The 13,423-nt window shown below is 62.3% G+C and carries 11 protein-coding genes, 1 pseudogene and 1 riboswitch; of the genes and pseudogenes, 5 read left to right on the top strand and 7 right to left on the bottom strand.

The features are described 5' to 3' along the window. Window positions 1-164: 164 nt before the first annotated feature. Window positions 165-1,036: pseudogene (locus AKL28_RS17550) on the bottom strand (MurR/RpiR family transcriptional regulator). Between the two features lie 119 nt (window positions 1,037-1,155). Next, on the bottom strand, window positions 1,156-1,986 hold the full coding sequence (locus AKL28_RS17545) for an AraC family transcriptional regulator (protein ID WP_050469448.1): 831 nt from the start codon (window positions 1,984-1,986) through the stop codon (window positions 1,156-1,158). A 90-nt stretch (window positions 1,987-2,076) separates the two neighbouring features. Between AKL28_RS17545 and AKL28_RS17540 the strand changes: the two genes are divergently transcribed. Beyond that, window positions 2,077-3,315: an MFS transporter gene (locus AKL28_RS17540; RefSeq protein WP_050469447.1), complete on the top strand. Its 1,239-nt coding sequence runs from the start codon at window positions 2,077-2,079 to the stop codon at window positions 3,313-3,315. 26 nt (window positions 3,316-3,341) lie between these two features. Here AKL28_RS17540 and AKL28_RS17535 read toward each other — a convergent pair whose 3' ends face one another. Next, a complete protein-coding gene (locus AKL28_RS17535; RefSeq protein WP_050469446.1) occupies window positions 3,342-4,601 on the bottom strand; it encodes a voltage-gated chloride channel family protein in 1,260 nt (419 codons plus the stop codon). A gap of 94 nt (window positions 4,602-4,695) precedes the next feature. After that, window positions 4,696-4,768: riboswitch (Fluoride riboswitch) on the bottom strand. A 215-nt stretch (window positions 4,769-4,983) separates the two neighbouring features. Between AKL28_RS17535 and AKL28_RS17530 the strand changes: the two genes are divergently transcribed. Next, the gene (locus AKL28_RS17530; RefSeq protein WP_050469445.1) at window positions 4,984-6,198 is read left to right on the top strand and encodes an HD-GYP domain-containing protein; all 1,215 of its coding nucleotides are present in this window, start codon (window positions 4,984-4,986) and stop codon (window positions 6,196-6,198) included. 67 nt (window positions 6,199-6,265) lie between these two features. Here AKL28_RS17530 and AKL28_RS17525 read toward each other — a convergent pair whose 3' ends face one another. The 4 genes from AKL28_RS17525 to AKL28_RS17510 form a co-directional block, all read right to left on the bottom strand. Continuing rightward, window positions 6,266-6,856, bottom strand: coding sequence for an OmpA family protein (locus tag AKL28_RS17525; protein ID WP_050469444.1), 591 nt, complete (start codon window positions 6,854-6,856; stop codon window positions 6,266-6,268). After that, window positions 6,849-7,286, bottom strand: coding sequence for a FecR family protein (locus AKL28_RS17520; RefSeq protein ID WP_331456569.1), 438 nt, complete (start codon window positions 7,284-7,286; stop codon window positions 6,849-6,851). The genes AKL28_RS17525 and AKL28_RS17520 overlap by 8 nt, the downstream gene beginning before the upstream one ends. A gap of 305 nt (window positions 7,287-7,591) precedes the next feature. Continuing rightward, window positions 7,592-8,152, bottom strand: coding sequence for a sugar O-acetyltransferase (locus AKL28_RS17515; RefSeq protein WP_050469442.1), 561 nt, complete (start codon window positions 8,150-8,152; stop codon window positions 7,592-7,594). Window positions 8,153-8,215: 63 nt separating this feature from the next. Further along, window positions 8,216-9,073, bottom strand: coding sequence for a LysR family transcriptional regulator (locus AKL28_RS17510; RefSeq protein WP_050469441.1), 858 nt, complete (start codon window positions 9,071-9,073; stop codon window positions 8,216-8,218). Window positions 9,074-9,261: 188 nt separating this feature from the next. Here AKL28_RS17510 and AKL28_RS17505 point away from each other — a divergent pair, with 188 nt between their 5' ends. The 3 genes from AKL28_RS17505 to AKL28_RS17495 all read left to right on the top strand — a co-directional run bounded on the left by AKL28_RS17505 (window position 9,262) and on the right by AKL28_RS17495 (window position 13,414). Beyond that, window positions 9,262-10,764: a CoA-acylating methylmalonate-semialdehyde dehydrogenase gene (locus AKL28_RS17505; RefSeq protein WP_050469440.1), complete on the top strand. Its 1,503-nt coding sequence runs from the start codon at window positions 9,262-9,264 to the stop codon at window positions 10,762-10,764. 10 nt (window positions 10,765-10,774) lie between these two features. Further along, window positions 10,775-11,731, top strand: a complete 957-nt coding sequence (gene mmsB, locus AKL28_RS17500; RefSeq protein ID WP_050469439.1) for a 3-hydroxyisobutyrate dehydrogenase — start codon at window positions 10,775-10,777, stop codon at window positions 11,729-11,731. Window positions 11,732-11,851: 120 nt separating this feature from the next. Further along, on the top strand, window positions 11,852-13,414 hold the full coding sequence (locus AKL28_RS17495; protein ID WP_050469466.1) for an ABC transporter substrate-binding protein: 1,563 nt from the start codon (window positions 11,852-11,854) through the stop codon (window positions 13,412-13,414). The last annotated feature ends 9 nt before the right edge of the window (window positions 13,415-13,423 follow it).

The following is a 13,423-nucleotide window of genomic DNA, read 5'->3' as shown; positions in this document are numbered from 1 at the left end:
AATGCAACATATGTTGCACTATATTTTTAAAATGATTTTTTTGGTGCGAACGCAGCATTTTTTCGGTGCATGGAGATGCGTATAGGCACGCTAATGGCGCACGGCTGCCGCCGCATACGGCATCGCTATGCAGCAAAGAATGAAAGGAACGGAGAGGTTGCGGCTTACTTGGCCACGTAAGCGCCGGTGCGATGCAATGCCTCTTCGGCTTGCTCGATGCGCTTGACGGCCTTGTCGTCGTCGATGGAAATGACCAGCTCGATCAGGCTTTCCGCCACAGCTGTCGCGGCTGCCATCGAGGGAAAGAAGGACGTGCTCTCGTGCGAGAACAGGATGCAGTGGTCGGCCTTGAGCGCGATCGGCGCCACCGCGCTGTCGGTCAGCGCGATCAGTTTGGCGCCGGCCTCCTTGGCGGCTTCGGCCACGCGCACCGCTTCGGCCGAATAGGGGGCGAAGCTGATGACCACTACCGCGTCCTGCGCGGCGAAGGCGCGCAGTTCCAGGTCGATCGATCCTTCGCTGCCGCGCACCAGCGAGACCGAGGTGCGGAACAACCGGTACAGGTAATGCAACAGGAGAATGCCGCCCGGAAGCCGGCGATGTGCACATGGCGCGCCTTGGCCATGGCGCGCGCGGCGGCCAGCATGCGGTCGGCGCTCTTGGGTTCGGAGGCATCGAGATTGGCCCGCTGCGCGGAGAACAGTTCGGCCACCAGGTTGTCGCTGTTGCTGCGGCGGACGATGCTCTTGGCCTTGAAGGCATAGGCCTTGGGGTCGCCCGCCAGGCGCTCGACGAACAGCGCGCGCAATTCGGCCCAGCCGGAAAATCCCAGGTATTGCGCCAGCCGCACGAAAGTCGACGGCTGCACTTGCGCCTTCTGCGACAGCGAACGCATGGTCGATACCGCGACCTCGCCCGGATTGTCCAGCAGGTAGGCCGCCCCGGCCTGGAACTGCGGCCGCATGTCGGTGAAACGTTCACGGATCAACGCTTCCAGCTCAGGGAAAGTGTGCGGCGGGGTAGCAGTGTTACGCATGAACGTTGACTGGATATCTGGATGAGAACCCGGCCGATGGTAGCAAAAAATCGACGTTCATATCGCAACATTTGTTGCAAACCCTGGGTGCGATGTCTTGCCTGATCCGATACGTGCACTCAATTCTGCTCCGCACCGGATACCATGCGCCGCTTTTCCTGGCGCTGCAGATATTGGTTGGGCGATGCACGCAGCGCCTTGCGGAACATGTTGCCAAAAGCGCTCTGGCTCTTGTAGCCAAGCGCCTGCGCTACCACGCCGACCGCCTCGCCGTTGGACAAGCGCACCAGCGCTTCGCTCAAATGCACTTGCTGCACCCAGTGCCTGAACTGCAACCCGGTCTCTTTCGGAAACAGCCGGATCACCGTGCGCACACTGGCGCCGCCCACACAAGCCCAGTCGGCCAATGAAAACTGCCGGCCCGGGTCGGCCAGGATGGCCTCGCAAATCGCCACCAGCCGCCGGTCGCCCGGCCAGGGAATCTCGATCGGGATAGCCGGCGCACGTGCCAGTTCGGACAGGATCAGTTCGGCCACATGGCCGCCGCGGCTGCCGGCCGGGTAATCAGTCGGCTCGGCCAGCAGCGCCAGGATCAGCTCCCGCAGCAGCACCGACACTTCCAGCAGCCGGCAGCGCTCGCCCAGGACGTCTGCCGGCCTGGGGTCGATATACAGCGTGCGCATGCTGACGTTGCTGAGCATGCGTATTTCATGTTCGACATGCGGCGGCACCCACAGCGCCCGCTGCGGCGGCACCACCCACACGCCCTGCGGCGTACGCACCTGCATGACGCCATCGACCGCGTAAAGCAGTTGCCCGCGCCGGTGCGAATGGGCAGTCAGCAAGTCGCGGTACGCCAGTTCACGGGAAAACGCCACCACCGGGCAAGGCACCGATTGCAGTCCATGGACTTCGCTGCTGGGGCTGACGGTGCGTAATTTGGCCACCATGGCATTTAATCGACAATAGTTGTCATGAGGAAGAATAGATGCCAATGATACGCTTACGCATCCTTCCTTCACAACCCGAACGTTCCTGCAATGACGACCGATACCACAACGGCGGCGCCGGCCAATACCGGCGCGACATCCTCGCCCCCTGCCAGCGCGGCCCAGCCGCTGGTGATGAGCATCATCCTGGCCGCCGGCGGCGCCCACCTGATCAACGACATGATCCAGGCGCTGCTGCCCTCGATCTACCCGATGCTCAAGGCCAACTACAACCTCAGCTTCACCCAGGTCGGCCTGATCACGCTGACCTTCCAGGTCACCGCCTCGCTGCTGCAGCCCTGGATCGGCATGGTCACCGACAAGCATCCCCAGCCCTGGCTGCTGCCCAGCGGCGCAGTCTCGACGCTGATCGGCATTGTGATGCTGTCGATGGTCGGCAGCTTTCCGGCCTTCCTGCTGGCGGCGGCGCTGATCGGCATCGGCTCGTCGACCTTCCACCCTGAAGCCTCGCGCATCGCGCGCATGGCTTCGGGCGGCCGCTTCGGGCTTGCACAGTCGACCTTCCAGGTCGGCGGCAATGCCGGTTCCGCATTCGGCCCGCTGCTGGCGGCCGCCATCGTGGTGCCCTACGGCCAGGGCAACGTCGCCTGGTTCGTGCTGCTGGCGTTGCTGGCCATCGTGGTGCTGTCGCGCGTGTCGGGCTGGTATCGCCGCCATCTTGCCGCGACCAAGGGCCGTGCCAAGCCGCGCACGGCCCAGACGCTGCCGGCCGCGACCGTGCGGCGCGCGTTGCTGGTGCTGGCGCTGCTGGTGTTTTCCAAGTACTTCTATATGGCCAGTTTCACCAGCTATTTCACCTTCTACCTGATCGACCGTTTCGATCTTTCGGTGGCCAGCTCGCAGCTCTACCTGTTCCTGTTCCTCGGTGCGGTGGCGGTCGGCACCTTCGTCGGCGGCCCCATCGGCGACAAGATTGGCCGCAAGCTGGTGATCTGGATCTCCATTCTCGGCGCCGCCCCGTTCGCGCTGATGCTGCCGCACGCCAACCTGTTCTGGACCGGCGTGCTGTCGGTGGTGATCGGCCTGGTGATCGCCTCTGCCTTCTCGGCCATCGTGGTGTATGCGCAGGAATTGGTGCCGGGCAAGGTGGGAATGATCGCCGGCGTATTCTTCGGCCTGATGTTCGGTTTCGGCGGCATCGGCGCCGCCTTGCTGGGCCACCTGGCCGACTTGTATGGCATCGCCTGGGTCTACGGCCTGTGCGCCTTCCTGCCGCTGGCGGGCCTGCTGACGGTGTTCCTGCCGAACCTCAAGGAACAGCGCGGGTAAACCAACCCGCAACCCGGCGCGCCCGCTCACTCGCGGGCGCCGCCCCGCTTCCCCATCACTCCCGGATGCTTGTGCTGTACCACGCGCTGCGCACGGTAAATGCCGGTATGGCCTGAGAACAAGTAGCTGACCACACATGCCAGCGCTGCGAAAGGCCCGATGTCGGCGCCGAACAGTTCGATCGCCATGATTGCCGAGGCCAACGGCGTATTGGCCGCGCCGGCGAACACCGCCACGAAGCCCAGCGCCGCCATCAGCTGGAACGGCAGATGCAGCAACGGTCCCAATATGTTGCCAAGCGTGGCCCCGATGTAAAACAGCGGGGTCACCTCCCCTCCCTTGAATCCGGTACCCAGCGAAGCTACGGTGAACGCGCCCTTGGCCAGGAAATCCCATGGCGCCACCGGCTGGTGGAAGGCTTCGACAATGGTGTCGATTCCCAGGCCGATGTAGCGGTGCGTGCCGCAAGCCCAGACCGCAACGGCCACGACCACGCCGCCGATGGCCGGGCGCAGCGGCGCATACGCTACCCATTTCTTCATGAAGGCCGACAGGCCATGCGTGCCGTGGGCGAAAGCCATGCCCGCCACGCCGAACACCACCCCGGCCGCGATCACCGCGATGGCGTTATACAAGGTCACGGGCGCCATCGCCGCGACCGCATAATGGGTGTGGTGCACGCCCCAGGCCAGGCCGACCTGGTCGGCGGCGATCGCGGCCACGAAGCACGGCAGGATGGCGTCGTAGCGCATCCGCCCTATGGCCAGCACTTCCAGCCCGAAGATCGCCCCCGCCATGGGGGTGCCGAACACCGATGAGAAACCGGCGCTGATGCCGGCCATCAGCAAGATGCGGCGGTCGTCGTGGCGCAGGCGCAGCAGGTGGGTCAACTGGTCGGCCAGTACGCCGCCCATCTGCACCGCAGTCCCTTCGCGTCCGACCGACGCGCCGAACAGGTGCGATACCACTGTCCCCATCAGCACCAGCGGCGCCATGCGCAGCGGCACCACCTTGGCCGGGTCATGGATTTCATCGATCAGCAGGTTGTTGCCGGCCTCGACCGATTTGCCGGTGTGCAGGTAGATCCAGCCGACGGCGAAACCGGCCACGGGCAGCAGCCACAACAGCCAGGGATGGGCCTCGCGCGTACGCGTGGCAAGGTCGAGCGAGAACAGGAAGAAAGCAGAGGCGCTACCGGCCAGGAAGGCCACCAGCGAGGCAATGAAGCACCATTTGCCGACATAGGGCAACAGGCGCAGCGGTTCAGGGAGCTTGGAAGTGTTCATGTCGCGGGCGTCAGGGATAAAACCAGCCTGGCCGACAGGAACGGGGAGGTGCGAAAGGTGCTTCAAGCGCGCGCCTACAGTCCCGGTCGTCCAGGTATCCGTAGGCATCATCAGCCCCGGCGTATGCCGGCGGCGGTTCGGGGAGGAATGCCATCTCCGGTGCGCATGGTAGCAAGTTTCGCTGCCCCCCGCAATCGTCCGGCCGGTGCGCCTCATTGTCTTTACAGATGTCAGGCGGCGGCCTGCCCGTTCCCTTCCCGGCTGCCATATGAGATGATTGGCGTGCAGCAATCTCGAGGAAGGGTCGCGCCAATTTCCCCTCCTGACACGATAAAAACCGAATATCTTTTCCTCCGGCACGCCGGAGGAAAGAAGCGCAGACATGCTGAAGAAAATCAAAGTGGAAGAACTGGTTCTCGGGATGTATTTCGCCGGCTTCGACGACGCCGCGTGGATGAATCACCCGTTCTGGAAAAACAAGTTCCTCATCAAGAATCCCAACGAACTGAAGCTGGCTCGCGCCAGCGGCATTGCCTGCTGCTGGATCGACACCGCCAAAGGCAAGGACCTTGCAGCAGAAGACGATGGCGCGCCGGATGCCCCCGAACCCGAAGCCGTTGCTGCCGCTCCCGAACCGGCAGCGCCGGCGCTGGATCCGACGCTGATCGATGCGCAAAGGCTGTGCGAAACCGCCAAGAAGGCGACCCAGGCCATGTTTGCCGAAGTACGCATGGGCAAGGTGCTGGACATGGACCGTTGCGTCTCCGTGGTCGAGGAGATCGCCACTTCGGTCATGCAAAGTCCCAATGCGCTGATGAGCGTGGTGCGCCTGAAGCTGGCCGACGAATATACCTACCTGCACTCGGTGGCGGTGTGCGCGCTGATGGTGGCGCTGGGCCGCACCCTGGGCATGGACGAGACCGCCTGCCGCGAAGCCGGCCTGGGCGGATTCCTGCACGACATCGGCAAGGCCTTCATCCCGCACGAGATCCTGAACAAGCCCGGCAAGCTGACCGAGGAAGAATTCGCGATCGTGCGCAAGCACCCGGAGCTGGGCTACAAGTACCTGAGCCAGGATCCCAACGTGCCCGACTACGCGCGCGACGTTTGCCTGCATCACCATGAAAAGATCGACGGCAACGGCTATCCGAAGGGCCTGCGCGGCGGCGCCATCTCGCTTTACGCGCGCATGGCGGCGATCTGCGACGTGTACGACGCGCTCACCTCCGAGCGCCGCTACAAGCATGCCTGGGATCCGGCCGAAACAATCTCCACCATGGCGGCCTGGACCGGCCACTTCGACCGCGCCATGTTCCTGGCTTTCGTCAAGACGCTGGGCATCTACCCGGTGGGCTCCATCGTCAAGCTGGAGTCGGGCCGCTCAGGCTTCGTGATCCGGCAGAATGACAAGGATCTGACGCGTCCGGTGCTCAAGGTGTTCAGCTACAACGACAACATGCAAATCAGCGACACCGAGATCCTCGACTTGCTGGCCACGCCGGAAGCCGACAGCATCGTCGCCCGCGGTGGCGAGGAGTGGGCGCGCGTGAGCTATCTCGACTCCATGCATCTGCTGAGCACGCGCGCACTGTCCTGAACCGGAACGCACTGCGGCTGCAAATGAAAAAGCCCGCTGCCTGCGGGCTTTTTCCTGGCTGCCATGCTTACCGGATGCGTATCTCGACGAATCGGTTGCGCGGCTCCGGCACGCCCTTCTTTTGCGGTACGCGCGGTTCGCGCGCACCCTTGCCGACTACCTCGATGCTCAAGGGCGCGATCTTGGCGCGGACCAGCTCGCGCTCCACCAGTTTCGCACGCCGTACCGACAGGTTGTCGTTGAAGGCATCGTTGCCGATATTGTCGGCATGCCCGACCAGGATGAATTCGCCGGCGGGGAATTTGCGGAACTCCACGATAGCTTCTTCCAGCAGCTTGCGCGAAGAAGGCGTCAGGCGGTCGCTGCCCAATTCGAACAGGAGCTCATAAGTACGCGGCCGCAATGGCAGGCTCTGCATCACCGGCGCGTAGCGCGCCTGCACTTCGGCGTCGCTCAGGGTCGCAGCTTTGCCGATCTTGCCGGCCTCGCTCTCCACCGAGGCATAAGGCGTCGCCAGCGCCGTCTCGCCGGCCGCAGTCTTCACGACAATGCTGCTGGCAGAACCATCAGGCTGCGGCAGCAGCACGAAGCGCTCCTTGGGGCCGGCGCAACCGGCCAGCGCCAGCACGGCAAGGCACAGGGCCAACAACTTATTCATCGCCCACCTCCACGATGAAGTCGGTGCCGCGGATACCGATGGTGGCAGTCGGCGTGGCGACCTGCTGGCGGTCCGGCGCATGCTTGCCGATCAGGCCCGACACATAGCGCAAGGTGCCCTTGGCCACCCGCACGGCAACGTTGCCCTCGCCGGAACTCTCGTTGAATTTGAAATCTTCCAGTACAAAACTGGTCTTGGGGCCGAGCGACATCAGCGTGTCATCGCGCAAGGTGATGCCGGCCGCCGCATCGGCGGCGGTAACGATACGGTCACCGGAATACAATTTGTCGCCGACCTGGGCGGACAGCTTCTGGTCCTGCCGCTGCACCTGCACGTCGCCACGCACGACTTTCATGATGCCGGCGAAACGGCTGTCCTGCGCCTGCGCACTTGATGCGATGCAGACAAGCAGCGATGCCGCAACCGTCACGGCAACGGCTGACAGACGGCAAACGAATCCCGGAACAAGCCGCGACCACATGGAATGCTCTCTCCTGATGGCTTATTGATTGATGACGCTGTGCACCGCCATCCAATCCCAAGCCCATCATGGCGGAAGCGGCCATTATAGACATAATTCCATATGGAAATTATTCAACCGGGCAATATTATGCGTAGCGGAAATGGGCGAAGGAATGAAAGATCCAACGCGCAACTCCTGGACATCGCCGAATCGGATTGAATACCCGGGCTCAGCAATATTGCCTTCCCAACAATGTCCATTGTCCCCGCTATTTACACTTGCAAATCCGAACGGATGACCCGCGCCGGATTGCCACCGACAAGCGTATTCGGAGGAACGTCCCTGGTGACGACCGCTGCCGCCCCAATGACGGAATTTTCACCCACAGTCACGCCACCGATGATCGTTGCGCCAGCCCCAATCCATACGTTTCTTTCGATCCTGACGGGCTTTGCAACGACGGCGGCATGCCGCTGAGAAGGTTCGAGGGGATGGCCGCTCGTGATGATGCTGACATTCGGCCCGATCAACACATCATCGCCAATGTCGACCCCGCCGAGATCGTAGATGGTGCAGTTCTGGTTGATGAAAACATTGCGGCCAATCGCAAGATCGCTCCCGCCTGTCGTATAGAAAGGGGGAATCAATACAAAACCGTCATCGACCTTCTTGCCGATAAGATCGCTGAAGACTGCACGGATTTCGTCCGTGTCGTTGAACGTCAGCCGGTTAAGCATCGCGGTGATCGTCATCGCCCTCTTGACGCTTTCCACCATCGCCGCCGATTCCGGTGTCCTCCGCGGGATTACCTTGATGCGGCCATCATTTTCCATTCGCTCTTTCCTCCAAGCGCTTCTGATGCAATGTGCGGTGTCTGGCGGCAGTGACAACCGGATCTATTCAACCGGCCGGTATAACTCCTGAAAAATCTGCTCGGCCAGGTAATCGCATGGCGGCCGGCTTGAGTCGGAGCTTCTGGCCAGCACGATCTCCAGCGGCTCCAGATCGGGCAAGCCCTCATCGCGCCCCAGCTTGATCAGCCGGTCGGGCACACTGCATTCGGCAAGTGCGGCGATCGCCAACGATGCATCGACCATCGTAATCAATCCAAGCAGGCTCTGGCTGCTGTAGTGCGTACGGAATTTGATGCCGGCGTTTTTCAGCGCATTCATCGCGTTATTGCGCGCAACGCTGCGCTCGAACATGGCGATGGGAAGCGGACGCTGCTTCCACAAGGCCGGATTGGATTGGGAGCAAACCCAGTTCATCGGTTCCTGGCGGATGAAATCGCCGCTGAGTTCCTTGTCCTTGGTCACGCATGCCAGGTCGATCTTGTTGTCCTTGAGCAGGGGCATCATCGACATGCTGGGGACGCAAACCACCTGAATCTGCACCTTGGGATAGGTCCCCGAAAACTTCCTCAATACCGGCGGCAGCAAGGATGAAACGAAATCCTCGGGTACGCCGATGGTCACCTTCCCCGTCACGTCAGGACGAACGATCGATGCCCAGGCCTCATCGTTGAGCGCCAGCATGCGCCTGGCATAAGCCAGCAGCTTCCGTCCTTCAGAGGTGAGCGAGACCTTGCGCGTATCCCGGATGAAGAGCGGCTTGCCTAAAGCCTCCTCCAGTTCCTTGATCTGCATGCTCACCGCCGACTGGGTGCGATGCACCAAATTTGCCGCTTTCGTGAAGCTGCCGGCATCTGCCACGGCAGTCAATGTGCGCAAGACGTTCAGGTCAAAATGGGCCATGTCGATTAATCAAATAACCTTATTAATTATATAAATTTAATTTGATTGTCTGATCATGGCAAGTCCTACACACTTGATTGCGTCAGTGCCGTATCAAGTTGTCAGCCCCCACGTGCAACGCAATCTGAACGAAATCCACCAGCAATCAGCCCTGCACGAGGGAACCTCATCACCCAAAGGAAATGATTGTGAACGATATCCCCCAGATTCCCCTGTTGATTGATGGCCGGTTGGTGCCCTCCAAGACCAAAGAATGGCACGACGTCATCAATCCATCGACCCAAGAAATCGTCGCCCGCGTGCCCATCGCTACGCCTGAAGAAGTGGCGCTGGCCATCTCGACGGCGAAGGCCGCATTCGCCTCATGGCGCAATGCAGCGCAATCCACCCGTGTCCGCGTGATGTTCCGTCTACAGCAACTGGTCCGCGAGCATGCTGCGGAACTCGCGCAACTGATCAGCCGCGAACACGGCAAGACGGTGCCCGACGCCGAAGGCGAAGTGGGACGCTGCCAGGAGCTGATCGAACATGCCTGTGCAGTCAATTCGATCCAGCTGGGCGAATATGCCGAGAACGCCTCTTCCGGCATCGATGTGTATACCGTGGTGCAACCGCTGGGCGTGTGCGCCGGCATCACCGCCTTCAACTTCCCCATCATGCTGGCTGCCAACATGTTTCCCACGGCGATCGCCTGCGGCAACAGCTTCGTCCTCAAGCCTTCCGAACAGGCGCCCAGCGCACCGCTGTTGCTGGCCAGGCTGGCGCTGGAGGCAGGCTTGCCGCCGGGCGTGCTCAACGTGATATTCGGCACCGCCGATGCCGCCAACACCCTGTGCGACCATCCGGATGTCAAGGCGATTTCCTTCATCGGCTCCACGCGGGTGGGCACCCTGATCTACCGCCGCGCCTCCGAAGCCGGCAAGCGCTGCCAGTCGATGCTGGGCGCCAAGAACCACTGCGTGGTCATGCCCGACGCGCAAGCCGACCAGGCCATCGAACATCTGCTGGGCGCCTCGTTCGGCGCCGCCGGCCAGCGCTGCATGGCGACGACCGTGGCGGTGTTCGTCGGCGAGGCCTCGAAGTGGCTGCCCGACCTGGTCGAAGGCGCCAGGAAAATGAAGATCGGCGCCAGCGACGACCGCACGGCCGAGGTCGGCCCGCTCAACAGCAAGCAGGCGCTGGAACGGGTACGCGGCCTGATCCAGAGCGGCGTGGAGGAAGGCGCCGAGCTGCTGCTGGATGGCCGCGATGTCCGGGTGGCCGCAGCGCCCAAGGGCAACTTCGTGGGACCGACCATCCTGACCAAGGTCAGCGATGAGATGCGCGTGTACCGCGAAGAAGTATTCGGTCCGGTGCTTTGCGTCATGCAAGCCGATACGCTGGACGATGCCATTGCCATCGTCAATCGCAACCCCAATGGAAATGGCGTGTCGATCTACACCCAGGACGGCGGCGTGGCCCGCAAATTCCAGAACGAGATCGATGTCGGGCAAGTGGGCCTGAATGTCCCGATCCCGGTGCCCGTTTCGTGGTTCAGCTTCACCGGCTCGCGCGGCTCCAAGCTGGGCGACCTGGGGACGGCCGGCAAGCAAGGCGTGCAGTTCTGGACCCAGGTCAAGACCCTGACCGCACGCTGGCGCATGGCAAGCGCCGCACCGGCAGCGCTCCATAGCAGCATCAACCTGAAATAAGGAGCGCGGCATGGCACGCAAGATTGCATTTATCGGATTGGGCAACATGGGCGGCCCGATGGCCGCCAACCTGGTGCGCAAAGGTTTCGACGTCACCGGCTTCGACATCTTCCAGGAAGCGCTGGCGCGGCTGGCGCAAGCCGGCGGCAAGACGGCCGGTTCGGCGGGCGAGGCGGCGCGGGGAGCCGATGTGGTCATTACCATGCTGCCCACGGGCGAGCACGTACACGCTGCCTACGCCGGGGAAAAAGGCATCCTGGCCATGGCGCACGACGCCGCGGTTCTGGTCGACTGCAGTACCGTCGCCCCGGATGTGCCGCGCAACATCGCTGAAGCCGCGGCCGCGCAAGGCCGCGGCCTGGCCATGCTGGATGCGCCGGTTTCAGGAGGGACCTCGGGAGCGGCGGCCGGCACGCTGACCTTCATCGTCGGCGGCGAAGCCGGCGCTCTGGAAAAGACCCGCGGGGTATTCGATGCCATGGGGCGCAAGGTATTCCATGCCGGCGCCATTGGCGCCGGCCAACTGGTCAAGCTGTGCAACAACATGCTGCTGGGCGTGCTGACCATCGGCACCTGCGAAGCATTGCGCCTGGGGATCAAGAACGGACTGGATCCCAAGGTCCTCACCGAGATCATGTGCCAAAGCTCGGGACAGAACGTCGTCCTGCAGACGTACAGTCCATGCCCTGGCGTGATGGAAAACGTCCCGTCCGCACGCGGCTATGCCGGCGGTTTCGCGACCGACCTGATGCTCAAGGACCTGCGCCTGGCTTCCGACCTGGCGCAACAAAGCGAGGTCCGCGCCCCGCTGGGGCAAATCGTTAAAGCCTTGTACGAGCTGCACCAATCGCGTGGAAGCGGACCGCTCGACCATTCCAGCGTGTTCAACCTGTCGGCAACGCTGGATGAATTGCCGTCGCTCGCATCCAACCAACGGCGTCAGGCAGGAACAGCGCCAGTCATCTGAAACAATGGCGGCAGGGCTGCCTAAACAGTGAGGAGAATAGCCATGCAGAATAAAAAACGATTCGTCCCAATGAACGGTCATGCTCAACAAACCGGACGGTCCGCAGGGAAAAAACACCGCATCCTTTCATTCGTGACAGCCATTGCCGGGTCCCTGCTGCTGTATTGCGCCGCCCAGGCCCAGACGCTGGTGGCCGTGATGCAGTCGCCCTTGCGCGTGCTGGATCCGATGATCACCACGGCCCACATCACCGCCGACCACGGCTACATGATCTACGACACGCTGCTGGCAATCGATGCGCAGAACAAGATCCAGCCGCAGATGCTGGAAAAGTGGCAAGTCTCCGCCGACGGCAAGACCTATACGTTCACGCTGCGGCCCGGCCTGAAATGGCATAACGGGAAGCGGGTGAATGCGGAGGATTGCGTGGCATCGATCAAGCGCTGGGCAGAGAAGGACCAGACCGGCCAGGTCATGATGGGGCTGGCGACGGAAGTGAAGGTACTCGATGAAAACACCTTCTCGATGTCCTTCAAGCTCGCCACCGACATCGCGCTGCGGGCACTGTCCCGAACCGGTTCGGCGCCGGCCTTCATGATGCCCAAGTCGATTGCGGAAACGCCTTCGAGCCAGGCCATCACGGAATTCATCGGGTCGGGGCCGTTCAAGTTCGTGGCTGCCGAGTTCAAGCCCGGTGTGAAGGCGGTGTACGTCAAGAACGGGGACTATGTTCCGCGCAAGGAACCCGCAAGCGGCAGCGCCGGGGGCAAGGTGGTCAACCTGGAACGCGTGGAATGGGTCACGATGCCCGATGCGATGACCGCGGTCAACGCGCTGGTGAAAAAGGAAATCGACTTCTACGAAGCGGTTCCGTACGACCTGGTCCCGATGCTGAAAAACCAGGCCGCCATCAAGGTCGACACCATCAGCAAGGTCGGCTTCCAGTACATCTACCGCTTCAACTTCCTGTATCCCCCGTTCAACAATCGCGCGCTGCGCCAGGCCGCGATGTATGCGGTCAGCCAGGATGATGTGCTCAAGGCCATCGTCGGCAAGACCGGCCTGTACAAGAAATGCGCTTCCGTGTTCGGCTGCGGCATGCCTTATGAGAGCAGCTACGGCATGGACATCCTCGGCAAGCCGAACCTGGACAAGGCCAGGCAGCTGCTCAAGGAAGGCAACTACGACGGCACCCCCGTGGTCATCATGAACCCGACCGATTTCCCCGACCTGGCCGTGCCGCCGGTGGTGATCGCGCAAGCGCTGCGCAAGGTCGGTTTCAAGGTGGACCTGCAGGCGATGGACTGGCAAACCCTGCTGACCCGCCGCGCCTCCCAGGAGCCGCCGGCCAAGGGTGGCTGGAATATCCTGGCGACATTCAACCTGGTCAGCGACAGCCAGAACCCGATCACCAACTACCAGATGGGCGCCAATGGGCGCAAGGCCTGGCCGGGCTGGCCCGACTTCCCGCGCGTAGAGGAAATCCGCAAGGAGTTCGCTGAAACCGCCGATCCCGAGAAGCTCAAGAAGCTGGCCGAAGAAGCCCAGCACATCGCCATCGACGAGGGCATCGTAGTGCCGCTGGGCCAGGCGCTGCGCCCCACCGCGTACCGCACCAGCTTGCAAGGGATCCTGGATGCGCCGCTGCCATTCTTCTGGAACATCAAGAAGAACGAGAAATAAGGTGTACAT

The sequence above is a fragment of the Herbaspirillum chlorophenolicum genome (assembly GCF_001189955.1).
Lineage (GTDB): Bacteria > Pseudomonadota > Gammaproteobacteria > Burkholderiales > Burkholderiaceae_D > Herbaspirillum > Herbaspirillum chlorophenolicum.
The sequence above is the reverse complement of the archived record's forward strand: the minus strand, read 5'-3'. Positions and strand labels throughout refer to the sequence as shown.